The 23,447-nt window shown below is 60.1% G+C and carries 19 protein-coding genes and 1 pseudogene; 6 read left to right on the forward strand and 14 right to left on the reverse strand.

Going from position 1 to position 23,447, the window contains the following annotated elements; all coding sequences use genetic code 11:
• Positions 1 to 223 precede the first annotated feature (223 nt).
• The 3 genes and pseudogenes from Q2T52_RS21225 to Q2T52_RS21235 all read right to left on the reverse strand — a co-directional run.
• Positions 224 to 1,267, reverse strand: a pseudogene (locus tag Q2T52_RS21225) (glycosyltransferase family 4 protein); the annotation flags it as partial.
• A gap of 32 nt (positions 1,268 to 1,299) precedes the next feature.
• The gene (locus Q2T52_RS21230; protein ID WP_302078859.1) at positions 1,300 to 3,330 is read right to left on the reverse strand and encodes an NAD-dependent epimerase/dehydratase family protein; all 2,031 of its coding nucleotides are present in this window, start codon (positions 3,328 to 3,330) and stop codon (positions 1,300 to 1,302) included.
• On the reverse strand, positions 3,327 to 4,436 hold the full coding sequence (locus tag Q2T52_RS21235) for an NAD-dependent epimerase/dehydratase family protein (RefSeq protein WP_302078860.1): 1,110 nt from the start codon (positions 4,434 to 4,436) through the stop codon (positions 3,327 to 3,329). The genes Q2T52_RS21230 and Q2T52_RS21235 overlap by 4 nt, the downstream gene beginning before the upstream one ends.
• 242 nt (positions 4,437 to 4,678) lie before the next feature.
• On the opposite strand from Q2T52_RS21235, the gene Q2T52_RS21240 reads away from it, so the two are divergent.
• The 3 genes from Q2T52_RS21240 to Q2T52_RS21250 all read left to right on the forward strand — a co-directional run bounded on the left by Q2T52_RS21240 (position 4,679) and on the right by Q2T52_RS21250 (position 7,343).
• Complete coding sequence (locus Q2T52_RS21240) at positions 4,679 to 5,695, forward strand: MDR/zinc-dependent alcohol dehydrogenase-like family protein (protein WP_436799569.1); 1,017 nt, start codon at positions 4,679 to 4,681, stop codon at positions 5,693 to 5,695.
• Positions 5,692 to 6,726, forward strand: a complete 1,035-nt coding sequence (locus Q2T52_RS21245; RefSeq protein WP_302078861.1) for a Gfo/Idh/MocA family protein — start codon at positions 5,692 to 5,694, stop codon at positions 6,724 to 6,726. Before Q2T52_RS21240 ends, Q2T52_RS21245 begins: the two co-directional genes overlap by 4 nt.
• A gap of 62 nt (positions 6,727 to 6,788) precedes the next feature.
• Positions 6,789 to 7,343 carry a DUF1003 domain-containing protein gene (locus Q2T52_RS21250; RefSeq protein ID WP_302078862.1) on the forward strand — a complete coding sequence of 185 codons (555 nt, stop codon included), beginning with the start codon at positions 6,789 to 6,791 and terminating at the stop codon, positions 7,341 to 7,343.
• Here Q2T52_RS21250 and Q2T52_RS21255 read toward each other — a convergent pair whose 3' ends face one another.
• The 3 genes from Q2T52_RS21255 to Q2T52_RS21265 form a co-directional block, all read right to left on the reverse strand.
• The gene (locus Q2T52_RS21255) at positions 7,344 to 8,318 is read right to left on the reverse strand and encodes a threonine ammonia-lyase (RefSeq protein ID WP_302078863.1); all 975 of its coding nucleotides are present in this window, start codon (positions 8,316 to 8,318) and stop codon (positions 7,344 to 7,346) included.
• A 261-nt stretch (positions 8,319 to 8,579) separates the two neighbouring features.
• The gene (locus Q2T52_RS21260) at positions 8,580 to 9,515 is read right to left on the reverse strand and encodes a glutaminase (protein WP_302078864.1); all 936 of its coding nucleotides are present in this window, start codon (positions 9,513 to 9,515) and stop codon (positions 8,580 to 8,582) included.
• A gap of 78 nt (positions 9,516 to 9,593) precedes the next feature.
• Positions 9,594 to 10,103, reverse strand: coding sequence for a MarR family winged helix-turn-helix transcriptional regulator (locus Q2T52_RS21265; protein WP_302078865.1), 510 nt, complete (start codon positions 10,101 to 10,103; stop codon positions 9,594 to 9,596).
• Positions 10,104 to 10,363: 260 nt separating this feature from the next.
• Between Q2T52_RS21265 and Q2T52_RS21270 the strand changes: the two genes are divergently transcribed.
• Positions 10,364 to 11,023, forward strand: a complete 660-nt coding sequence (locus tag Q2T52_RS21270) for a peroxiredoxin (protein WP_302078867.1) — start codon at positions 10,364 to 10,366, stop codon at positions 11,021 to 11,023.
• Between the two features lie 108 nt (positions 11,024 to 11,131).
• On the opposite strand, the gene scpC is transcribed toward Q2T52_RS21270, so the two are convergent.
• Positions 11,132 to 12,658 carry a succinyl-CoA:acetate CoA-transferase ScpC gene (gene scpC, locus Q2T52_RS21275; protein WP_302078869.1) on the reverse strand — a complete coding sequence of 509 codons (1,527 nt, stop codon included), beginning with the start codon at positions 12,656 to 12,658 and terminating at the stop codon, positions 11,132 to 11,134.
• 264 nt (positions 12,659 to 12,922) lie between these two features.
• Between scpC and purU the strand changes: the two genes are divergently transcribed.
• Positions 12,923 to 13,807: a formyltetrahydrofolate deformylase gene (purU, locus tag Q2T52_RS21280; RefSeq protein ID WP_302078936.1), complete on the forward strand. Its 885-nt coding sequence runs from the start codon at positions 12,923 to 12,925 to the stop codon at positions 13,805 to 13,807.
• Positions 13,808 to 13,851: 44 nt separating this feature from the next.
• Here purU and Q2T52_RS21285 read toward each other — a convergent pair whose 3' ends face one another.
• The 7 genes from Q2T52_RS21285 to araD1 all read right to left on the reverse strand — a co-directional run bounded on the left by Q2T52_RS21285 (position 13,852) and on the right by araD1 (position 22,064).
• Complete coding sequence (locus tag Q2T52_RS21285) at positions 13,852 to 14,094, reverse strand: hypothetical protein (protein WP_302078870.1); 243 nt, start codon at positions 14,092 to 14,094, stop codon at positions 13,852 to 13,854.
• Positions 14,095 to 14,294: 200 nt separating this feature from the next.
• Entirely contained in the window at positions 14,295 to 15,494 is a 1,200-nt protein-coding gene (mmsB, locus tag Q2T52_RS21290; protein ID WP_302078871.1) for a multiple monosaccharide ABC transporter permease, read from the reverse strand.
• Positions 15,491 to 17,053 (reverse strand): multiple monosaccharide ABC transporter ATP-binding protein, encoded by a 1,563-nt coding sequence (mmsA, locus tag Q2T52_RS21295; protein WP_302078872.1) that lies wholly within the window; start codon positions 17,051 to 17,053, stop codon positions 15,491 to 15,493. The genes mmsB and mmsA overlap by 4 nt, the downstream gene beginning before the upstream one ends.
• A gap of 57 nt (positions 17,054 to 17,110) precedes the next feature.
• Positions 17,111 to 18,169 (reverse strand): multiple monosaccharide ABC transporter substrate-binding protein, encoded by a 1,059-nt coding sequence (gene chvE / locus Q2T52_RS21300; protein WP_436799572.1) that lies wholly within the window; start codon positions 18,167 to 18,169, stop codon positions 17,111 to 17,113.
• A 98-nt stretch (positions 18,170 to 18,267) separates the two neighbouring features.
• Positions 18,268 to 20,091 carry an IlvD/Edd family dehydratase gene (locus tag Q2T52_RS21305; RefSeq protein WP_302078874.1) on the reverse strand — a complete coding sequence of 608 codons (1,824 nt, stop codon included), beginning with the start codon at positions 20,089 to 20,091 and terminating at the stop codon, positions 18,268 to 18,270.
• A gap of 47 nt (positions 20,092 to 20,138) precedes the next feature.
• On the reverse strand, positions 20,139 to 21,065 hold the full coding sequence (locus Q2T52_RS21310; protein ID WP_302078875.1) for a Gfo/Idh/MocA family protein: 927 nt from the start codon (positions 21,063 to 21,065) through the stop codon (positions 20,139 to 20,141).
• A gap of 9 nt (positions 21,066 to 21,074) precedes the next feature.
• Positions 21,075 to 22,064, reverse strand: a complete 990-nt coding sequence (gene araD1 / locus Q2T52_RS21315) for an AraD1 family protein (protein WP_302078876.1) — start codon at positions 22,062 to 22,064, stop codon at positions 21,075 to 21,077.
• Positions 22,065 to 22,379: 315 nt separating this feature from the next.
• Here araD1 and ytfQ point away from each other — a divergent pair, with 315 nt between their 5' ends.
• Complete coding sequence (gene ytfQ / locus Q2T52_RS21320) at positions 22,380 to 23,339, forward strand: galactofuranose ABC transporter, galactofuranose-binding protein YtfQ (protein WP_302078877.1); 960 nt, start codon at positions 22,380 to 22,382, stop codon at positions 23,337 to 23,339.
• Positions 23,340 to 23,447 lie beyond the last annotated feature (108 nt).

Here is a 23,447-nt window from a genome sequence, read left to right on the forward strand (position 1 = left end):
GGTTTTCGCAGTTAGGGGAAGAGCCCCCTCTGGCTGCCGCCTTTTGGGGTGAGCCGCGTGTCTCGCCCCGTCCTTCGGACCCCGCCACAAGGGGGGAGAGACTGGCTGCTTCCGTTGAACCAGATCCGTGCTCAGAAGGTGCGGCGCTGTAAACCCCTCCCCCTTGTGGGGAGGGGTTTGGGGCGGGGTCTTTTTCGTCATTGGCGCCTGTCTCAAGCAGGCGAGACTGGGCTTGGGCATAAATGGCGAGCATCGCTTCACACTGCGCGTCAGGTGTGAAGGCGCGAGACCTCAGCCGCGCCATGGCCGCCAGCCGCTTGCGCAGGCCATGATCCTCGCAAAGCTGATCGATGGCATCGGCAAAGCCTTGCGCATCGCCGGGATCGACGAAGATGGCGCAGTCCTCCCAAAGTTCGCGATAGGTCGGGATGTCAGCGAGAACGAGCGCGCAGTCGGAGCGAGCCGCCTCCAGCGGCGCCAGGCCAAATGGTTCGTAACGCGAGGGCGAAACAAAGATGGCAGCGGATCGCATCAGCGCCAGAACCTGCGCGTGCGGTAAAGGCCCGCGATCATCGGCGTGGCGCAGATGCCGATGCTCGCCATTCGGTCCATGCGTGGCACCGGCCATGACAACGGCATGATCCGTCAGAACGGACGCCTCGTCCAGAACGCAACCATTCTTCCCCTCGTCCCACCAGCGCCCGGCAGAAAAGGCAAACAGCTGCTTTTCCGGCTGCACCTCTTCCACGGTCGTGGCATTTGCCACCACCTGCAGCCGATCCAGTGGACCATAGGCGGCTTGAACCTGTTCGCCATGCGAACGACTTGGAACCACCACGGCATCCGCCCGTGCCAAGCCTTCTGCGTTCAGCCGCTTCTGCCAGGCCCATTCACCGGGCACGTCATGCCCGCGCACGGCTTGAAACCATGTGACAACGCAGGAATGCGAGACCACGACGACTGGTACCGAAACCTTAAGCCCCGCCGCCTGCGAGGGAAGGTTGAGATGGACTAGATCCACATCGTGACGCCTCACCAGACCCTCGATGAGACGCGGCACTTCTGCCAATTCATCCGGCCCTGATGCCAGCCAGTCGAGCGGCGCGGCCTGCCATTCCAGCCTGCCGATGGCTTCCGCCTCCTCCCTTTGTGCCTCGGAGGGTTCAGGCCCAAAACCGGTAAACACGATCTCGGCGCCCTGTCCGCCAAGGGCTGCGGCGAGATCCATGGCGTAGCGCCAAACGCCGCCAACCGCATCGAGTGTCATCAGGATGCGGTGGGGAGGAGCAAGCGACGCGGTCATGCCATCACCCGCAGCGGCTCTTCCAGGGCGATGCGACCGCCGAAACGGTTTTCCACCAGCCACTCGGCCAGATCCCGCAAGCCGCTGCGCCAGCGCATGCGCGCCTGCCAACCGAGTTCTTCCTCCAGGCGCCGGGTATCGGCGACGAAGTAGAACTGGTCGCCGGCGCGCCAGTCGCCAAAGCTGGTCTTTAGAGGCGCGCCGATGAGTTTTTCAATCTCGCGCAGAACGGAGAGGATGCTGACGGAATTATGCGGACCGCCGCCGAGGTTGAAGACGCGGCCTTTCACGCTGTCTATGGTCGAAAGCACGCTGCGATAGGCCGCCACCGCGTCGCTCACATGCAGGATGTCGCGCACCTGCTTGCCGTCCCCATAGATGGAAATGGGCTCGCCGGAGAGCGCGCGGATCAGGAAATGCGCCACCCAGCCCTGATCCTCCGTGCCGAACTGGCGCGGGCCATAGATGCAGCTCATTCTGAGAACCGCTGTGGGGATGCCGAAGGACTTTGCGTAATCGAGAACATACTGATCCGCCACGCCCTTGGAGCAGCCATAGGGCGTGCAGAAATCGAGCGGGCGGCGTTCATCAATGCCGAAAGCGCGTATGCTTTCATCGGCCGGGATATAGCGATCGTCCATGTCGAGCATCTGGAGATCTTCCAGCGCGCCATAGACCTTGTTGGTGCTGGCGAAAATCACCGGCGCTTTCTTGCCCGCTTTCCTTACAGCTTCCAGCACATTGATGGTGCCGCGCGCATTGGCCTCGAAATCGTCAATGGGGGAAACCAGGCTGGTGGTCACCGCCGTCTGGGCGGCGAGGTGAAACACCGCCTTGGCATCCTTGAAAGCCGCATCGATGCCGCGTGGGTCGCGGATATCCATCAGGACGGGGTGGACGCGGTCCCCATGCCGTTCCGTCAGCCAGGCCAGGTTCTGGTCGACGCCAGGGCGGCCCAGATTGTCGAGAATGATGACATCCTCGCCCTCCGCCAGGAAACTGTCCGCGAGATTGGAACCGATAAAGCCACTGCCGCCCGTAATCACGATCGGGGCGGCCCCGGTCGCCACATGCGGCGTCGCCAGTTTCGTCACCGCCTTCAGGCGCTCCACGCCGCCTTCCATCAACAGGCGCGCCAGGAGCTTCGGCTGGTTGTCGTGCGTCACCGCACCCAGATGGTAATGGCGCGGATCAAACCAGAAGCCTTCCTGCACGGCGACATCGGGCGGCACATCCGCCCAGCCATACCAGTACATGCGATCCGCCGGCACCTGCAGCGCCTTCGTGAAGCGCCGCGCCTGCTCCATCTCGTCGCTGCGCCAGGTGGAATAGCCAGTCTCGGTAATCCAGATCTCCGTGGCGGGGTTATGCCGGTTGAGAACCGCGCGCATCTCGCCGAGATGCATGTCCCAGCCGCCCCAGCTGCCCTCCTCGCTCTCCCAGGTGCCGGGAAAGCCGTGGAAGCCAACGGCATCCACCACCTGCAGCACGCCGCGCTCGCCCATCAGGTTCAGCCACATGGGATCAAAGGGGCACGGACCGCCGAGCACCGGGCTCCAGCCGCGATGCTTGGCCCAATAGGCAGCGCCGCCCACCATTTCGCAGAACAGCTGGAAATCGGCATCCTCCCGCCAATCCCAGTCGAGCAGGTTGTTCGGCTCGTTCCAGAGCTCGATATGGCGGAAATGCTGGCCGTAGCGGCTCAGCACATGATCGACGAAATCGGCATAGTCCTTCAGCACCAAGGGCGCGCCATTCGATCGGCCGGTGCGTGAGAGGGATGGCGGCGTGTAATGCACGCACGGCAGAAGATCGATTTCCCGCCCGAGCTTCGGGATCAGCCAGTCGAACCACTCCTCGCCACCGGGCGCCAGATATTCCGCCCAGGAGAGATGCGTTCTGAGATAGCTCGCGCCGCTTTTGATGAGATCCGGCAGCACCTGCTCCGTCCGCTCATACTCGCCGGGACGAAACCACTCGACAAAGCCGAACTTGCGTCCGGAAGGCGATGACTCGGGTATACTCAAGAGACCAACCCCCGTTCTTCCAGCTGACGTTTCATTTCAGCGCCGCGATCGATGGCGCCGGCGCTGCGCACCCACTCCGCCAATTCGCCGAGCGAGTTTTCCAGTCTGTGGGTCGGCTCGAATCCTAAGAGTTCGCGCGCCTTGGAGATGTCGGAGAAGCAGTTGCGGATATCGCCCGAACGCGCCTTGTGCAGGATTTCCGGCCCAAGCTGGGGCGCGCCCATGGCGTCCGCCAGCATCGTCGCTACTTCAGAAACGGAGTAGGACTGGCCACTGCCCACATTGATGGTGTGGCCGCTGACGCGCGGCTTTTCCAACGCGAGGCGGAAGGCCCGCGCAACATCCTCCACATGCACGAAATCGCGGCGCTGCTTGCCGTCCTCGAAGATCATCGGCGACTGGCCGTTGGCGATGCGAGATGCAAAATTGGCGAGTACGCCGGTATAGGGGTTGGAAAGCGCCTGACCGGGACCGAACACATTGAACAGGCGCAACGCCACGGCCTCAACGCCATAGGCTTCGCCGTAGATCAGCACCGCGCGTTCCTGGAAATATTTGGTCAGCGCGTAGATGGAGGCGAGATCAACAGGTTTTTCCTCGTCGGTTGGCGCAGGCTTCAGGTGCTCGCCTTCCGGCCCCAACGGTTCCCATTCGCCCGCCTTGATACGGGCAGCCTTGCGGCGCACCTGGCCGAGACGACGCCCATCATCCGTCATGTACAGACCTTCGCCGTACACGCTCATGGAGGAGGCAACGACGATGCGCTTGACGGGCAGGCCGATCATCGATTCCAGCAGAACGGCGGTGCCGAGATCGTTGCCGCCCACATACCGGGCGATCTCGTACATGGACTGGCCGACGCCAACTTCCGCGGCCAGATGAATGACGCTGTCGACTCCCTGCAGCGCTTCCTTTACCTTGTCCTGATCACAGACGTCGCCGTGGATGAAGTCTGCGCCTTCTGGAATGGTGCCGCCGGTATCGCCATGTACCTGGTCGATCAAAGCATCAAGGATGCGAACCTGATGCCCGGCGCGCAAAAGTTCCTGGACGACATAGCGTCCGATGAAGCCGCAGCCGCCTGTGATAAGTACCTTCTGAGACACGGGTTTTCGCCTGTATATGAGGGGATGATGATGAAGCGTTCCCGGGCTGAACAAGCGGCACATGCAAATGTTCCCCGGCGAAATCCTGCTTTTTCCGGAAGGCTGTAGCGGTGGCCTGCCGCCTATGACTTCTTGAATGACATCATCAATGTCTTCTTCATCAGGAACCCTTCCCGCCTTTTCTTGTTACCGTCGCGCCACGCGCGCGTATCGTGTGAACCAGGAAGACAGAAGGACTTGGGATGGACAGCATTTCCAAACGGACAGCGACACCTCACCCCGCTGAAGTGCCCGCAGGCACAATGCGGGCCGCGATCATCACCGGCGCCGGTGAGTTGACGATCAAACAGGTGGCGCTGCCGAAGCCGAAATCTGGCGAGATCCGGATCCGTCTGGAAGGCTGCGGCGTCTGCGCCTCCAATCTCACCCCTTGGGCCGGGCCGGACTGGATGCAGTTTCCGACGGAGCCCGGCGGGTTGGGCCATGAAGGCTGGGGTGTCATCGATGCCGTGGGTGAAAATGTCAACGACCTTGATGTGGGCGACCGCGTGGCGGCGCTTTCCTATCACGCCTATGCCAGCCATGACATTGCGAAGGCCGATGCGGTGGTTAAACTGCCGCCAGAGCTGGACGGAAAGCCTTTCCCCGGCGAGCCGCTCGGCTGCGCCATGAACATCTTTCGCCGGGCTGAAATCCAGGCTGGCCAGACGGTCGTCATCATCGGTATCGGCTTTCTCGGCGCGCTGCTCACCCAGCTTGCGGCAAAGGTGGGTACACGCGTCATCGCGATTTCCCGCCGCGCCTATTCGCTCGATATCGCAAAGCGCATGGGAGCCGCCGAGGTCATCCCCATGGAGGACCACTGGCAGATCATCGCGCGGGTGAAGGAATTGACGGGCGGGCAATTCGCCGACCGTGTGATCGAGGCCGTGGGCAAGCAGTGGCCGCTCGATCTTGCAGCTGAGCTCACGCGCGAGCGTGGTCGAATGATTGTGGCCGGCTACCACCAGGATGGCCCGCGGCAGATCAACATGCAGCTGTGGAACTGGCGCGGCATCGACGTCATCAACGCGCATGAACGCGATCCCGAAATCTACCGGCAGGGTATTCGCGAAGCCGTCGAAGCGGTCGCCAGCGGCAGGCTGGACCCTTCCTCTCTCTATACCCACACATTCCCGCTGGATGGCCTGGGAGACGCGCTGGACGCGACGCGCGACCGCCCGGACGGCTTCCTCAAGGCACTGGTGACGTACCCATGAACGAGATGCTGGCCGAACAGGTTCTGACCAACACCACGCGGCCACTGCGGCTGGGTTTCCTGGGCGTCGGCTGGATTGGCCGTCACCGCATGCAGGCCATTCTGGAAACCGGCTTGGCGCAGGCGGTGGCGATCTCCGATCCCTCGCCCGAGATGATGGATGAAGCCCTGAAGCTCGCCCCAGCTGCCAAACCCGTTGATGGGCTGAATGCGCTGCTGGATGAGGATCTTGACGGCGTGGTGATTGCAACGCCGAGCGCGCAGCATGCGGAGCAATCGATTGCGGTTCTCAAAAGCGGCAAGGCGGTGTTCTGTCAAAAGCCGCTGGGTCGCAATGTTGCGGAAGTGCAGGCGGTGGTGGATGCGGCACGTGAAAACGACCGCCTGCTCTCCGTCGATCTCTCCTATCGCCACACGGAGGGCCTGCAGAAGATCCGCGAACTGATCCGCTCTGTCGGCTTGGGCACAGTGTTCTCCGGCGACCTCGTCTTCCATAATGCCTATGGACCGGACAAGCCGTGGTTCTATGAAAAGGCCCTGTCCGGCGGCGGCTGCGTGATGGATCTCGGCGTGCATCTGGTCGACATGGCGCTCTGGTGCCTGGATTTTCCAGCAGTGAGCCAGATCCGCAGCCATCTCTTCAGCGGCGGCGTGCCTATCTCCGGTGAGAGCGACCGCATTGAGGATTATGCGGTCGCGACAATCGAACTGGAAACCGGCGCGGTCATCCGCATCGCCTGTTCCTGGCGGCTGCAGGCAGGCCAGGATGCGATCATTTCCGCCGACTTCCATGGCACGAATGGCGGCGCGGCACTCCGAAACGTCAACGGCTCCTTCTACGATTTCACCTCCGAGCGGTTTCGCGGCACATCGCGGGAATTACTGTGCGAACCGCCGGACGACTGGGGTGGCCGCGCCGCAGCCGATTGGGCCAAGCGGCTGGCACGCGGCGAGCGTTTCGATCCCGCCGCAGACCGGCTGGTCGATGTTGCCGATATCCTCGACTGCATCTATGGCCGCCATCGGGATTGAGGCCGCAGGAACGCGACCGGTGTTTGAACGGTTAGAGAGCTTTCATCACAGATGGGACACCCATGCTCGATCAAAGCTCCCCGACCTACGATCCCTCCCCGTCCGGCGCGGATGCCATGACCCGCACGCTGGACCACAATATTGCGGCGCTCTTGGCACGCCGCAAGCGCGATACGGTGGAGGTGAGCTTTCAGGACAAGCTTGCAGACATAATCACCGGCTTTGCCGGCAGCATGGTCTTCGTCTATCTGCATCTCGCCATCTTCGGTGTCTGGATCCTGATCAATGTCGGCATCCTGCCGCTCGTTAAGCCCTTCGATCCATCGCTCGTTGTGCTGGCCATGGTGGCATCCGTGGAAGCGATCTTTCTCTCCACTTTCGTGCTGATCAGCCAGAACCGAATGGCCGCAGCAGATGACAAGCGGGCCGATCTCAACTTGCAGATCTCGCTGCTGCACGAGCATGAGACGACCCGCCTGCTGGCGCTGGTCGCCGAGATGGCACAGCAGATGAACATCCGCACCTCGCTCGATGCGGAAATCGCCGAACTGACGCGGGACGTTCACCCGGAAAAGGTGATGGACAAGATCGAGCGCGAGAAGGAAGCAAAACTCTGATCAGGCATAGCGGTTGAGTGCATCCTGAAACACCTCGACATCCACATTGCCGCCCGAGCAAGTAGCTATGACGGTGTCGCCGGCAATCTCGTCCTTGCGGAAGAGGGCAGCAGCCAGCGCGACGATACCGCCTGGCTCGGCCACGATCTTCAGACGCGAATAGGCAAGCGCCACGGCGCGCATGGCTTCCTCGTCGCTGACTGCCAGCCCCGGCCCGCACAGTCTGGATAGGATGGGAAAGGTGATATTGCCCGGCTGCGGCGTGAGGATCGCGTCACATACGGAGCCCCCCAGGCTTTCGTTCCGCTCGATCTTCCCAGCCTTTAGCGATCGCCCGGCATCGTCGAAACCTTGCGGCTCCACGGGCCGGACCTTCAGATGCGGTGCACGCGCCTCCAGCGCCAGCGCAATCCCGGCTGTCATGCCGCCGCCGCCACAACAGACCAGAACATCAGCCTTTTCAATGCCGAGTTCGGCCGCCTGCTCGGCAATCTCCAGGCCGATCGTCCCCTGCCCGGCAATCACCTGCTCATTATCGAATGGCTTGACCAGCGTCAGTCCGCGTTCGGCAGAGAGCTTGGCGCCGATGGCATCGCGATCCTCCTTTTCCCGATCGTAGAGCACGACCTCCGCGCCATAGTCCCGCGTATTGGCGATCTTCAGGCGCGGCGCATCCGAAGGCATGATTATGACGGCAGCAATGCCATGCATCTTCGCCGCCAGGGCAACGCCCTGGGCATGGTTGCCGGAGGAAAAGGCCAGCACACCGCGTGCTCGCACATCCGGTTCCAGCGCAGAAATCGCCGACCATGCGCCGCGGAATTTGAATGACCCGGTCAGTTGCAGGCATTCCGCTTTGACGAAGACGCGACGTCCCGCAATTTCGTCCAGAAAGGGAGAGTTCAGGAGCGGCGTGCGCAAGGCGCGCCCGCCAATGCGCTGGCGTGCGGCTTCGATCAAATCGATGGATGTCATGAAGGTCCTGCCGGGGAATTCTGTTGAGAAGAAATAGCAGGTTAGGCCGCAGAAAGCGGCGAGGCAACCTCTATCGTCCCTATCGAAATCCGGGAGGAATTGGCATCTGCCAAATCCTCCCGTTGCCGCATCTCCCGGGAAACGGGTGATGATCTCGTGCAGTCATATCGACTGAATGATTCGATTTCAGCGGGAACTTGTGTCACCACAACCGAAATGACAACGGCTCGTCGCGAATAAATATATCAGATGAGCTATGTGCTAATGCTGGGTACCGAAAATGGACCAACCGGTGCGCGCTGCCAGCATTTCCAGCGCAACGGATCCCAGAAGTGAGTTACCGACCTGATTGAGGCCGGGGGACCAGACGGCAACGGATGCCCTGCCCGGCGCCACCGCCATGATGCCGCCCCCCACACCGCTCTTGCCAGGCAAGCCGACATGATAGGCAAAATCACCCGAGCCGTCATAATGACCGCAGGTCAACATCAGCGCGTTGATGCGCCGCGCCCGCTGGCTGGAAACGACAGTATGACCAGTGAGCGGGTTCTTGCCGTTGTTGGCCAAAAACAGCGCTGCGCGCGCCAACTGCGTGCAACTCATGGCCAGGGCGCACTGATGGAAATAGACGCCCAGCACATGATCGACGGCATGATCGAGCTTGCCGAAGGACTTCATAAAATTGGCCAATGCGAAATTGCGGTAGCCCGTGGCCGTTTCGGACCGTGCTACATCCGGGTCGATGGCAATGGTCTCGTCATCCGCCAGATATTGCACGAAGCGCACGATCTCGCCGATCGCCTCGCGCGGCGTGTGGCCGGACATCACGAGATCGCTGATGGCGATCGCACCGGCATTGATGAAAGGGTTGCGCGGCTTGCCGTTTTCATGCTCCAGCTGGACGATGGAGTTGAAGGCCGAGCCCGAAGGTTCACGACCGACCCGGTTCCAGGTGGTCTCGCCATGCTTGCCGAGCGCCAGCGTCAGCGTGAACACCTTCGACACGCTCTGGATCGAAAACGGCTCGTCGCAATCCCCCGCCTTGTAGACACGGCCATGGATATCGATGACGGCAATCCCGAACTTCTTCGGATCGACACGGGCAAGCTGCGGAATGTAGTCCGCTACCTTGCCTTCACCGAGGCGCGGAAGAAGCGCTTGATGGATCTCGTTGACGATTGTCTGTAGTTCGGCCATGCGCGTGCGCCCCACACCCGTATCACAATGATCTCATTGTATTGGCCGAGATGGCGCGCCTTCGCAAGCGCGAGATAGCTATTCGTCCGGAGCACCGGACAAATGATTGGCAACGGAGGATTTCACTCGCCCGACGTCATGCCAAAGATGCGAGATCACCGCGGGATCGACATCCGCCATCATATCGCGCAACCAGCCCTCGTGCGCTGCGGCCATGGCAGCAAAGACCTCCGTGCCACGCGCAGTCAGGCGCGCCACCGTCACGCGGCGATCCCCATCCGGGGTTTCCCGCAGCACGAGACCGTCGACCTCCAGCCGCTCCACAAGGCCGGTGATATTGCCATTGGTAACCATGGTGCGCTTGGAAATTTCCCCAAGGCGCAAACCGTCCTTTTCGCGATAGAGCTGCGCCATCAGGTCGAACTGCGGAAGCGTTGCGCCGAATTCCGCCCGCAACCGCTTGCGGATTTCCGTGGAGATCAGCTTGGTCGTGGAGAGCATTCGCAGCCATAGCCGGGTTTCCGGCTTGCTGCGCGGACCATCTGCGATGATCTCGAGATCGACCGAAGCGGCATCCGTTTCGCCCATAGTGCTGTTCCCCAAAATCGCTTTCTCAAACCTGTACGAAGGGATATTTCAAATGTCAAAGGTTTGACATCCTGGACGCCGCATCACGCCAGCTGATGATCGTCAAGACATCGACGATGCGCAACAAGCGCCACCTGCCTATACTGGTTTGAGGAAGAATTTTGCGCCGGAAGTCGCAATGGCAGACGCACTTGTCTGGCAAGAACAGGTCAAAGCTCTATCTTGGGACATCATCTGACCACCTCAAATGGAGTTTTCCCGTGTCGCTGCGCATCAATGATACCACCCCGGATTTTACTGCCGAGACCACCGCCGGCACCATCAACTTCCATGAATGGATCGGTGACGGCTGGGCCGTTCTTTTCTCACATCCGAAGAACTTTACACCCGTCTGCACCACTGAACTCGGCGCCATGGCCGGCCTTGAAGGCGAGTTCCGCAAGCGCGGCGTAAAGATCATCGGGATCTCTGTCGATCCGGTCGAAAGCCATGGCAAGTGGAAGGATGACATCCGCACCGCAACCGGCTTTGACGTGAACTATCCACTGATTGGCGACAAGAACCTGAATGTCGCAAAACTCTATGACATGTTGCCCGCCGGCGCTGGCGAAAGCTCGGAGGGGCGCACGCCTGCCGATAACGCCACCGTGCGCTCTGTTTACGTGATCGGCCCGGACAAGAAGATCAAGCTGATCCTCACCTATCCCATGACGACCGGCCGCAACTTCGCCGAAATTCTGCGTGCCATCGATTCCATCCAGCTGACGGCCAAGCACAAGGTAGCAACGCCAGCCAACTGGCAAAACGGCGATGACGTGATCATCACCGCCGCCGTCTCCGACGACGAGGCCAAGGAAAAGTTCGGCTCTTTTGACGTGGTCCTGCCCTATCTGCGCAAGACCAAGCAGCCTGCGGCTTGAGGCTGATGACTTGACTGAGCAACGGTGCCCTTCTCCCCGCAAGCGGGGAGAAGGAAGTGAACCGCGCCGTCTGCCTCAAACACCGCAAACCGTCGTCGCTGCTTAACTTCAAGCCAGCCGCACCTTTGGCTGGTCTTTCCCGCCTTCCGCTTTCATCGTTCCCGTATCGCGGCTGCGGATATGCCAGGAAAGCGCCTCTTCCAGGAGATGCGGCGTATGGCCACCGCGTGCGCAGGCACGCTCGAAGTAATCCATGAGATCGTCGCGGAAGCTCGGATGGGCGCAATTGCGGATCACCTCGACGGCGCGTTCGCGCGGTGCGAGCTCGCGCAGATCTGCCAGTCCGTTTTCCGTCACGATGATATCGACATCATGTTCAGTGTGATCCACATGTGCGACCATGGGAACGATGGAGGAAATACGTCCACCCTTGGCGAGCGACTTCGTGACAAAGATGGAGATATAGGCGTTGCGGGCAAAGTCACCGGAGCCGCCAATGCCGTTCATCATATGCGTGCCGTTGACATGGGTGGAGTTGATATTGCCGTAGATGTCGGCCTCCAGTGCCGTGTTAATGCCGATGACGCCCAGCCTGCGGATGACTTCCGGATGGTTGCTGATCTCCTGCGGGCGGAGAATGAGCCGGTCCTTGTAATGGGCGAAATTGCGGTAGACGCGGTTCGCACAGGCTGACGACAGGGTGATCGACGAACCGGATGCAAAGGTCAGCTTGCCGGCATCGAAGAGATCGAACGTGCTGTCCTGCAGCACCTCGCTATACATGCGCAGGTGATGGAACGGCCCGGTGGCAAGGCCCGCCAGCACGGAGTTGGCGATGGTGCCAATGCCCGCCTGCAGCGGGTCCAGCGTCAGGTCCAGCCGGCCGAGCTTCACTTCGTTTTCGAAGAAGGCAATGAGATGATCGGCAATCGCCTGCGTATCCGCATCCGCCGGTTCGATGGTGGAGAAGCTGTCCTGCTCATCGGTAATGACGATGGCAGCGATCTTGTCCGGATCCACAGGGATATAGGGCACGCCCGCATGTGTATCGCAGGCAACGACGGGGATCGCCTCACGGGTCGGGCGCTTTGTGGGAATGTAGATGTCGTGCAGCCCCTCCAGATCGAGCGTCTGCGCCAGATTGATTTCCACGATGATCTTCTTGGCGAGAATGGCGAAGCTCGCGGAATTGCCGATCGAGGTGGATGGGATGATGCCCCCATCCTCACGGATCGCCGCCGCCTCGATGATAGCGTAATCAATCGGGCCAAGCTGGTTTGACCGCAGATGCTCTACCGTCTCCGACAGGTGCTGGTCCACGAACATCACCTCGCCGCGATTGATGGCAGCCCGCAAGGTCGCATCCGTCTGGAAGGGCATGCGGCGCGCCAGCACATGCGCTTCGGTCAGCATGCGGTCGATGTCGTGGCCAAGCGAAGCACCCGTCAGCAGCGTGATCTTGAAGGGATCGGTCTTGGCGCGTTCGGCCATGGCAATCGGCACGGCCTTCGCGTCACCAGCGCGGGTGAAGCCGCTCATGCCAATGATCATTCCGTCCTCGATGAGACTGGCCGCCGCCTGCGGCGTGGTGATGCGTTCCAGAAGGGAGGGACGTCTGATGCGGTCTTCGAGCATGACAATATCCTGCAGTGCCAAATATGAGTGCCAATCTACCTCGCAACTGCGTCATGACCTTGACTGAAATCAAGCACGGCGGCTTTGAGCGGAAGGAAGACGCAAGCGGAACGGTTTTCCTATACCGGTGTCTTAAGCTCCGGCCACAGAACGAGACCGTTCCAACATCAGGGAGGAAACGCCTTGATATATTGCCGGTCTCGGCTATTGCCATGACGATCCGCTTGTAATGCGGAGTTGATCTTTGCCAGGAGTGAAATGACGATGAAAAGCTATGTGCTGACCGTATCCTGCCCGACGACGAGGGGCATTGTGGCCGCCCTTTCCGGTTATCTGGCGGAGAAGGGTTGCAACATTGTCGACAGCTCCCAATTCGATGATTTCGATACAAGCAAATTCTTCATGCGCATCTCCTTCATCTCCGAGGAAGGGCTGGATCGCGACACGCTACTGACAGGCCTCAAGCCGATCATCCAGCGCTTCCAGATGGAGGCCGACATCTTCGACGCCGCCGAGCGAATGAAGGTGATGCTGATGGTGTCCCGCTTCGGTCATTGCCTGAACGACCTGCTCTATCGCTGGAAGATCGGGGCGCTGCCGATCGATATCGTCGGCGTCGTCTCCAACCATTTCGACTATCAGAAGGTCGTCGTGAACCACGACATTCCCTTCCACCACATCAAGGTGACGAAGGAAAACAAGCCGCAGGCGGAAGCGCAGCTGATGGATGTGGTGGAGCAGACGGGCACGGAACTCATCGTCCTCGCCCGCTACATGCAGGTGCTGTCGGATGATCTGTGCAAGAAGATGTCCGGCCGCATCATCAACATCCACCACTCCTTCCTGCCGAGCTTCAAGGGTGCCAATCCCTACAAGCAGGCTTACCAGCGCGGCGTGAAGCTGATTGGTGCCACGGCCCATTACGTGACCGCCGATCTCGACGAAGGTCCGATCATCGAGCAGGACACAGTGCGCATCACGCATGCGCAGTCGCCGGATGATTACGTTTCGCTGGGTCGCGACGTGGAAGCACAGGTGCTGGCCCGTGCCATCCATGCGCATATCCACCACCGCACCTTCATCAACGGCAACCGCACCATCGTCTTCCCGCCGAGCCCGGGAAGCTATGCATCCGAGCGGATGGGGTGAGCAGAAGCCAAAGCGTTATCGACGTGGCCGAAGGCACGACCACGTCAGCTATCTTTTGAAAGAACCTTGAGCCGTTCGACTGTCAACGTGCCGACAGAGAGCGCGTCGATGCGCGCACGGCGGATCCGTAAACGGCCGATTGCCAATGCACCGATCGCCAGCGCGCCAATGGCAAGTGCCCCCACTGCGAGAGCGCCAAGTGCGGCTGCGCCCGACGCATGCGCTGCGGTAACCTTGGCGTCATGGATGTCCTCGATCATGGGAACCGGTACATTCGGCGTGCTCATCGCTCACTCTCCCTTGGACGACAGAAAATAATGCCGGCATAGCGCCGCTACCAGCCTATCAGCTTTTGAACCAGCCGACACTCTGTGGTCATTCAGTCGTCCAACGGGTAACCGGTCGGTCTGACAGTCGTGCCCTGACACGCAAAGGCCGCGGTCCCCTTGCGGAGACCGCGGCCCTGAGAAAGCGATCAATGGATCGATCAGCGGCGCTGGTTGTAGACGTCGACGCAAACGGCGCCCAGCAGCACGAGGCCCTTGATGACCTGCTGCAGGTCGATGCCGATGCCGAGGATGGACATGCCGTTGTTCATGACACCCATCAGGAAGGCGCCGATGACTGCACCGGTGACCTTGCCGACGCCGCCGTAAGCGGATGCGCCGCCGATGAAGCAGGCCGCGATGACGTCAAGCTCAAAACCCGTACCGGCTTTCGGCGTGGCGCTGTTCAGGCGAGCGGCAACCACGAGACCGGCCAGCGCTGCGAGAACGCCCATGTTCACGAAGGTCCAGAACACCAGACGCTGCGTCTTGATACCCGACAGTTCGGCTGCGCGTGCATTGCCGCCGACAGCGTATATCTGACGGCCGATCACGGTGCGGTTCGTGAAGAAGGCATAGGCCGCGATCAGCACGCCCATGATGATCAGCACGTTCGGCATGCCGCGATAGGAAGAGATCAAGTAAGCGATGTAGGCGATGATACCGAATACGACGACATTCTTGACGATGAAGAACGCGAGCGGCTCGGTCTCAACACCATGCGACAGATGGCGTGCCCGGCTCTGATAGCTCTGCCAGACGAGGAAAACCGCCAGCAGGATGCCGATGATGAAGGACGTGATATAGAAGCTGCCTTCGGAGGAGATCAGTTCCGGAATGAAGCCGGACGACAGTTTCTGGAAGCTCGGATCAAACGGGCCGATGGCCTGGCTGCCAAGAACCGTGATCATCAGACCGCGGAAGACGAGCATGCCCGCCAGCGTGACGATGAAGGACGGAATACGCAGATAGGCGATGAAATAGCCCTGCGCTGCGCCGATGATACCGCCGAGAACCAGGCAGATCAGCGAGGCAACGGCGAAATCAACGTGATACGGCACCATCAGCACCGCACCGAACCCGCCGATGAAGCCCGCCACCGAACCGACCGACAGGTCGATGTGGCCAGTGACGATGATCATCAGCATGCCGAGCGCCATAATGACGACATAGCTGTTCTGCAGGATGATATTCGTGAGGTTCAGCGGCTTCAGAATGATGCCGTTGGTGAGATAGGCGAAGATGATGACGATCGCGAGGAGCGATATCAGCATGCCATATTCGCGGAGGTTTTCCTTCCAGAAGCCGGCGCCGCGCTGCTGTTGCTGCGGAGCAGCCGTGGTATTCGACGGGTTGCTCATTGTTCCCTCGCTTTGCGGCGCATGATGGCGCGCATGATATTTTCCTGCGTGGCTTCCTCGCCGGCGACCTCGCCGACAAACGCACCTTCGTGCATCACCACGATACGGTCGCAAATGCCGATCAATTCCGGCATTTCCGACGAGATCACGATCACCGCCTTGCCGCTATCGGCAAGTTCATTGATGATCGTGTAAATTTCATATTTTGCACCGACATCGATGCCGCGGGTCGGCTCATCGAGGATCAGCACTTCCGGCCCGGTGAAGAGCCATTTCGAGAGCACAACCTTCTGCTGGTTGCCCCCCGAAAGCTTGCCCGTTTCCTGGTACACATTGTGGCTGCGGATGCGCATGCGTCCGCGGAATTCCTGTGCAACCTTCATCTCGGCGATATCGTCGATGACGCCCCGATTGGACACGCCAGCGAGATGCGCAAGCGAAATGTTCTTGCGGATGTCTTCGGCAAGTACCAGACCAAGGTGCTTACGGTCTTCCGTGACATAGGCAAGGCCGGCCTTGATCGCCCTGGGCACGTCTGAAAGATCGACTTCCTTGCCGTGCAGCTTCGCGGTGCCGGTGATGTTGCGGCCCCAGGAGCGACCGAACAGGCTCATGGCGAATTCCGTACGGCCAGCACCCATGAGGCCGGAAATGCCGACGATTTCGCCCGCACGCACCTTCATGGAGACATTCTTGACCACCTGGCGCTCGGAATGCAGCGGGTGATAGGCAGACCAGTTGTCCACTTCGAAGACGACATCGCCAATCTTGGGTTCGCGCTTGGGATAGCGGCTGTCGAGATCGCGATCGACCATGCGGCGAACGATCTCGTCCTCATCGACCGGACCGGCATGGCAATCCATGGTGCCGACGGTGCGGCCATCGCGCAGAACCGTGATGCGGTCGGCGATCTCGGTGATCTCGTTCAGCTTGTGGCTGATCATGATCGAAGTGATGCCGCGGCGGCGGAATTCCTTGAGAAGCTCGAGCAGAGCGGCACTGTCGGTCTCGTTGAGAGACGCGGTCGGCTCGTCGAGGATCAGCAGGCGCACGTCCTTCGACAGCGCCTTGGCGATTTCGACCAGCTGCTGCTTGCCGACGCCGATATTGGTAATCAGCATTTCAGGCGCTTCGCTCAGGCCCACCTTTTCAAGCAGGGCCTTGGTGCGCCGACGGCGCTCGTCCTGGTCGATGATACCGAACTTGGACGGCGCAGTGTGAAGAAAGATGTTTTCGGCAATCGACATCAGTGGGATGAGCGCGAGCTCCTGATGAATGATGATGATGCCGAGCTTTTCAGAATCGTTGATGTCGCGAAACTGCCGCTCTTCGCCACCGAAAAGGATCGAGCCTTCATAGGAGCCGTGCGGATAGACGCCAGACAGGACCTTCATAAGGGTCGACTTGCCTGCGCCGTTCTCACCGACGAGCGCGTGAATCTCGCCCTCGCGTACGGTAAAGCTGACATCAGAAAGCGCCTTGACGGCGCCAAAGCTCTTCGAAATGCCTCGCATTTCGAGAATTGGCGGCTTCTCGGCGTTGGAAACGGTATCGGACATGGTCACTCCATGGGGCAAGACCGCGCGGCGGTGACCCCGCCGCGCGGTTCAAGAGTCTTACTTGACCTGGGCTTCCTTGTAGTAGCCGCTGTCAACCAGAACCTGCTTCCAGTTGGACTTGTCGACGACGACCGGCTTCAGCAGGTAGGAAGGAACAACCTTCTTGCCGTTGTCGTAGGTCTTGGTGTCGTTGACGGTCGGCTCCTTGCCGCTCATGGCAGCGTCAACCATGTCGACGGTTACCTTGGCGAGGTCGCGCGTATCCTTGAAGATGGTGGAGTACTGTTCGCCAGCGATGATCGACTTGACGGACGGAACTTCAGCGTCCTGGCCGGTCACGATCGGCATGGCCTGACCGCCCGAGCCATAGCCGACGCCCTTCAGCGACGACAGGATACCGATGGAGATACCATCATAAGGAGACAGAACGCCGTTCAGCTTCTTGTCGGAATAGGTCGAAGACAAGATGGCGTCCATGCGAGCCTGGGCCGTTGCCGGGTCCCAACGCAGCGTGGCAACCTTGTCCATGCCGATCTGGCCGGAACCAACCTTCAGAACGCCCTTGTCGATCAGCGGCTGCAGAACGCTCATGGCGCCGTTGTAGAAGAAGAAGGCGTTGTTGTCGTCCGGAGAACCACCGAAGAGTTCGATGTTGAACGGACCCTTTTCGGTGTCAGCCTTCAGGCCCTTGACGAGCGAGGTTGCTTGCTGAACGCCGACCTGGAAGTTGTCGAAGGTCGCGTAGTAGTCGACATTCGGCGTTTCGCGGATCAGGCGGTCATAAGCGATGACCTTGATGCCCTTGTCATGAGCCTGCTTGAGAACGTCCGACAGCGTGGTGCCGTCGATCGAGGCAACGACGAGCACCTTGGCGCCCTTGGTTACCATGTTCTCGATCTGGGAAAGCTGGTTCGGAATGTCGTCTTCTGCGTACTGCAGGTCGACATTGTAACCGCGATCCTTGAGTACCTTCACCATGTTATCGCCATCGGCGATCCAGCGAGCGGACGACTTGGTCGGCATGGCAACGCCAACGAGACCCTTGTCCGCTGCACCAGCCGGGGCTGCCATAGCCATAACGGCCAGCATCGCGGCAGTGGTCAAATACTTCATCATTTTCATAGGTACTCCTCCTATAGAAACGGGCCTCCCTGTGAGCCCCGCCGGTCCCCCGCAGACGGCACGATTGCCGTCTGCAAACGATTTAAATCAGCTTAGTGATTATCACGCGGAATTCCCTTTGTCTGCGCGATTCGCTGATATTTCACTGCTGGCTCCAGAACGGCGCCGGTTTCCATCTGACCGACGATGCCCCGCTGGATCTCCTGCCACGGTGTCTGATGATCCGGATACTTGTATCCGCCTTCGGCTGCAAGAGCCTGACGGCGTGCCTGGAGTTCCTCCTCGGAAATCAGGATGTCCGCCTTGCCCTGGCCAACGTCGATTCGAACGCGATCGCCCGTCTTCAACAGGGCGAGACCGCCGCCAGCTGCCGCTTCCGGCGAAGCATTCAGGATGGACGGGCTGCCCGACGTACCGGACTGACGGCCATCGCCGATGCATGGTAGCGAGGTCACGCCCTTGTTGAGCAGGTAGCTCGGAGCGCGCATGTTGACCACTTCGGCAGCGCCGGGATAGCCGATCGGGCCAGCGCCGCGCATGAAGAGAACGGTGTTTTCGTCGATCTCAAGCGACGGATCGTCGATGCGGTGATGGTAATCCTCCGGACCATCGAACACGACCGCCCGACCTTCGAAGGCTTCCGGATCGTTCGGGTTCGACAGGTAACGGTCGCGGAACTCCTTGGAGATCACGCTCGTCTTCATGATGGCAGAAGAGAACAGGTTGCCGCGCAGCACGCGGAAGCCGGCACGCTCCTTGAGAGGCTGCTCGTACGGACGAATCACCTTCTCGTCTTCGATGATGGCGCCACGGCAGTTTTCGCCGATCGTCTTGCCATTCACCGTCATCGCGTCTTCCTTGATGAGGCCCTGCTTCATCAACTGGTTGACGACAGCCGGAACGCCGCCAGCGTGATAGTAATCTTCACCGAGGTATTCGCCAGCCGGCTGCAGGTTCACAAGAAGCGGAATTTCCTCGCCATAGGTCTGCCAGTCATCGACGGTCAGCTCAACGCCGAGGTGGCGCGCCAGACCGTTCAGATGGATCGGCGCATTGGTGGAACCACCGATGGCCGAGTTCACGCGAATTGCGTTGATGAAGGCATCCTTCGTCATGATGTCGGAAGGCTTCAGGTCCTCCTTGACCATCTCAACGATGCGAAGGCCCGTGTGGTAGGAGACTTCCTGACGGTCGCGATAGGGCGCCGGAATGGCGGCCGAACCCGGCAGCTGCATGCCGAGCGCCTCTGCCAGCGAGTTCATGGTCGTGGCGGTGCCCATAGTATTGCAGTAGCCGGTCGACGGAGCCGACGAGGCCACGAGCTTCACGAAGCCTGCGTAGTCGATCTCGCCCTTTGCCAGCAGTTCGCGGGCCTTCCAGACGATGGTGCCGGAACCCGTACGCTCGCCACGGAACCAGCCATTCAGCATCGGACCGACCGACAGGGCGATCGCCGGAATGTTCACGGTGGCGGCGGCCATGAGACAGGCCGGCGTGGTCTTGTCGCAGCCGATCGTCAGGACGACGCCATCAAGTGGATAACCATACAGCACTTCCACGAGGCCGAGATAAGCGAGGTTGCGATCGAGACCCGCGGTCGGGCGCTTCCCCGTTTCCTGGATCGGGTGAACCGGGAATTCGATGGCGATGCCGCCGGCTTCGCGGATACCTTCGCGCAGGCGATTTGCCAGCTCCAGGTGATGACGGTTGCACGGAGACAAATCCGAGCCGGTCTGCGCGATACCGATGATCGGACGATCCGACTGCAGTTCCGCCTGGCTGAGGCCAAAGTTCATGTAGCGCTCGAGATAAAGCGCCGTCATGTCGGCATTGGCGGGGTTGTCGAACCACGCGCGTGAGCGAAGCTTGCCGTTCGGTCCCTTGGCGGTCGTGGTGGGCAGTTTGTCGTTGCTCATGAGCTCAATCTTCTTTTCAAGGACGTGACGGACTGGCCGTCAGCACATCAATCTTCAAAGGCCTCGACCACATTGCGGCGGCCCAGCATGAATGCGTCGGCCACATGCACCAATGGTGAGAAGTCCGTATCGGACCGGCCGGCATTTACCAATGACACGAAATGACGGTAGAGGTTGCGATATTCGCGATCTTCCTCGACAATTTGCGCAGTGCCATCCACCAGCAGGCGGCTGCCGCCATGCGTCAGGACAACAGGCCCCTCCTCCGTCTCGACCCGGATATCCCAGGTCTGAGGACCGGTCTGGCGCCAGTCGAATTCGGCGGTCACGGCAATGCCACTGGCCGATGCAAAGGTCAGATTGGCAGCGATCGGGGCCGCACGATTGGCCGGGAAGGACAGTTCGGACGCCGTGAGGTGGAAGCTTTCCGGCATGATGCGGGTGACGATCGACAGTGCGTTGATACCCGGATCGAAGACGCCGAGACCGCCCGGCTCCCAGATCCAGGCCTGACCCGGATGCCAGTGGCGAACATCTTCCTTCCATTCCACGTGGACGGAACGGACCTTGCGTTCAGAAAGCAGCTTGCGCGCCGGCTCAACGGCAGCGGCCTCACGCGAATGCCAGGTGGCAAACAGCGACTTACCCTGCTTCTGCGCCAGCTGATCCAGCGCGAAAACTTCTGCGATCGTCGCACCCGGCGGCTTTTCCAGCATCACATGCTTGTTGGCGAGAAGCGCTGCCTGCGCCTGCTCAAAACGACCCTGCGGTGGCGTGCAGAGCGAAATGGCATCGATTTCAATGCCCGACGCCAGAAGCTCGTGGATGTCGCTGAAACAGTGCACACCTTCGAGCTTTGCGTTGCGGCTGGCCACCGCAACCAGATCGATACCATCAGTCGCCTCAATGGCACCCAGATGCTGATCGCGGGCGATTTTGCCAAGACCGACGATGGCAAGACGAATGGAACTCATCGACCGCCCTCACAGAACCTTGATGGTAACAGGCGTTTCCGCTGCCACGGCCAGACGATTGGAGAGCGTAAGCTTGAAGGGGGCCGCCGAAATTTCGAACACGTCACCGGCCTCGGTCTTGATATTGTCCGAGAAGGACAAGGTGGCCGTGCCGAAGAAGTGGACATGCAGATCGCCCGGACGACGGAATAAATCATACTTGAAGTTATGATGTTCCAAATTGGCGATGGTGTGCGACATGTTCGCTTCACCAGACAGGAACGGCTTCTCGAAGATCACCTTGTCGCCGCGACGCACGCGGGACGTGCCTTCCACATGCGCCGGCAGTTCGCCGACCAAGAGTTCCGGACCGAGCGATGCCTGGCGAAGCTTGGAATGCGCAAGCCAGAGGTAGTTGCCCTTCTCCGTGACGTGGTCGGAAAATTCGTTGGCGAGACAGAAACCGAGGCGGTAGGGCGTTCCATCCGCACCAACCAGATAAATACCGGCCAGTTCCGGCTCTTCGCCGCCATCGAGCGCAAAAGACGGAGAGACGAGGTCTTCACCGGTTGCCTTCAACTGCGTGCCATCGCCTTTATAGAACCATTCCGGCTGAACGCCGGTTTCGCCGGCCTTCGGCTTGCCGCCTTCAACGCCCATCAGGAACATGCGCATGGAATCGGTCGGCTTCTCTGCAGACTGGGCAGCCTTGTGCATCTTGTCGCGACCATCGGCGGAACCAAGATGGGTGAGCCCCGTACCGGCAACGATGAAATGGGCCGGATCCGGATGGCTAATCGGAAGGCCGATGCGGTTCTCAGCAGCCGCCTTTTCCAGGTCGACGCTCTCGCCGAGGCTGAGCGTTGCGATGTAATCCGCAAATCCCTTGCCCGCAGCAATGGCCTTTTGCGCCAGTTCATAGGTGGACTGAACGCCTTCAACGACCTGACCGGCGCCTTCGCCGTGCCAGACAACAACGCGCGGCTGACCGCCGACGATCACTTGGAGAAGTCTCAACATGTATCCCTGATACCTACCCTGAATGTGCCGCTCAGTAGACCTGAGTGCATTATCCTCCCGGACGCCGGAGCGCCTTAGTCTATAAATATGACTATTTGCCAGCGACCCTTCTTGTCAAGCACCGTCTCGGTTTAATCCGCGACGCAACATTTTGAATGCAACGCAACATAATTTCGTGTGCGCTGCGAATTAGATCGATTTAAATTCTTAGTTGTGAAAATTTTCGTTCAGAAAGAGAAAAATCCGCTTTTCAAAAGTAATATAATATGGTCACTTCCCGCTCGTCACTGCTGACATCATCTCTGGGAGGATAAGATGAAAAAAGCTCTCGCGACGCTCGCTGTCGCCGTTACCCTGTCATTGGCATCCAGCGTTTCCGCGGCTTCGTTGACCGTCGGTTTTTCGCAGATCGGCTCCGAATCGGGCTGGCGTGCGGCTGAAACCACCGTCACCAAGCAGGAGGCAGAAAAGCGCGGCGTAACGCTCAAGTTCGCCGATGCCCAGCAAAAGCAGGAAAACCAGATCAAGGCGATCCGTGGCTTTATCGCACAGAAGGTCGATGCGATCTTCGTGGCACCGGTGGTGGCAACCGGCTGGGACGCCGTTCTGAAGGAAGCCAAGGAAGAGAAGATCCCCGTGATCCTTCTCGACCGCGAAGTGGAAGCTCCGAAGGACCTTTACCTGACAGCCGTCACGTCCGACACCGTGCATGAAGGCAAGGTTGCCGGCGATTACCTGGTGAAGGACGTTGCAGGCAAGGACTGCAAGGTCGTGGAACTGCAGGGCACCACGGGCTCCTCGCCCGCCATCAACCGCAAGAAGGGTTTCGAACAGGCGATCGCTGGCCATGCCAACATCAAGATCGTCCGCTCGCAGACCGGTGACTTCACCCGTACCAAGGGCAAGGAAGTCATGGAAAGCTTCATCAAGGCGGAAGGCGGCGGCAAGGGCATCTGTGCCGTCTATGCCCACAACGACGACATGGCCGTCGGCGCCATCCAGGCCATCAAGGAAGCTGGTCTGAAGCCGGGCACCGACATCAAGGTTGTCTCGATCGACGCTGTTCCTGACATCTTCAAGGCCATGGCAGCCGGCGAAGCCAACGCCACTGTCGAACTGACGCCGAACATGGCAGGTCCGGCCTTCGATGCGCTGATGGCGTATCTGAAGGACAAGAAGGAGCCGCCGAAGTGGATCCAGACCGAATCCAAGCTCTACACGGCCAAGGATGACCCGATGAAGGTCTACGAAGCCAAGAAGGGCCTCGGCTACTGATATCCTGGCGCCAAAGGCCGGGGGTGGGCTTTGCCTGCCTCCGGCCTTGCGGGCTTGCGCCCCTCTCGGTCGGAACGACCAAACGGCTTCATCCGGCCGACCTGCATT

The sequence above is a fragment of the Rhizobium oryzicola genome, from assembly GCF_030504645.1.
Lineage (GTDB): Bacteria > Pseudomonadota > Alphaproteobacteria > Rhizobiales > Rhizobiaceae > Neorhizobium > Neorhizobium oryzicola.

Excerpts from the sequence above, each read along its gene's own strand:
- Q2T52_RS21255 (WP_302078863.1), bottom strand. The coding sequence starts at position 8,318 with ATGACATCCATCGATTTGATCGAAGCCGCACGCCAGCGCATTGGCGGG.
- scpC (WP_302078869.1), bottom strand. The coding sequence starts at position 12,658 with ATGCTCGAAGACCGCATCAGACGTCCCTCCCTTCTGGAACGCATCACC.
- araD1 (WP_302078876.1), bottom strand. The coding sequence starts at position 22,064 with ATGTTGAGACTTCTCCAAGTGATCGTCGGCGGTCAGCCGCGCGTTGTT.
- Q2T52_RS21245 (WP_302078861.1), top strand. The coding sequence starts at position 5,692 with ATGAACGAGATGCTGGCCGAACAGGTTCTGACCAACACCACGCGGCCA.
- Q2T52_RS21260 (WP_302078864.1), bottom strand. The coding sequence starts at position 9,515 with ATGGCCGAACTACAGACAATCGTCAACGAGATCCATCAAGCGCTTCTT.
- Q2T52_RS21250 (WP_302078862.1), top strand. The coding sequence starts at position 6,789 with ATGCTCGATCAAAGCTCCCCGACCTACGATCCCTCCCCGTCCGGCGCG.
- Q2T52_RS21310 (WP_302078875.1), bottom strand. The coding sequence starts at position 21,065 with ATGAGTTCCATTCGTCTTGCCATCGTCGGTCTTGGCAAAATCGCCCGC.
- mmsB (WP_302078871.1), bottom strand. The coding sequence starts at position 15,494 with ATGAGCAACCCGTCGAATACCACGGCTGCTCCGCAGCAACAGCAGCGC.
- Q2T52_RS21240 (WP_436799569.1), top strand. The coding sequence starts at position 4,679 with ATGGACAGCATTTCCAAACGGACAGCGACACCTCACCCCGCTGAAGTG.
- purU (WP_302078936.1), top strand. The coding sequence starts at position 12,923 with ATGAAAAGCTATGTGCTGACCGTATCCTGCCCGACGACGAGGGGCATT.
- ytfQ (WP_302078877.1), top strand. The coding sequence starts at position 22,380 with ATGAAAAAAGCTCTCGCGACGCTCGCTGTCGCCGTTACCCTGTCATTG.
- Q2T52_RS21265 (WP_302078865.1), bottom strand. The coding sequence starts at position 10,103 with ATGGGCGAAACGGATGCCGCTTCGGTCGATCTCGAGATCATCGCAGAT.
- Q2T52_RS21305 (WP_302078874.1), bottom strand. The coding sequence starts at position 20,091 with ATGAGCAACGACAAACTGCCCACCACGACCGCCAAGGGACCGAACGGC.
- Q2T52_RS21285 (WP_302078870.1), bottom strand. The coding sequence starts at position 14,094 with ATGAGCACGCCGAATGTACCGGTTCCCATGATCGAGGACATCCATGAC.
- mmsA (WP_302078872.1), bottom strand. The coding sequence starts at position 17,053 with ATGTCCGATACCGTTTCCAACGCCGAGAAGCCGCCAATTCTCGAAATG.
- chvE (WP_436799572.1), bottom strand. The coding sequence starts at position 18,169 with ATGATGAAGTATTTGACCACTGCCGCGATGCTGGCCGTTATGGCTATG.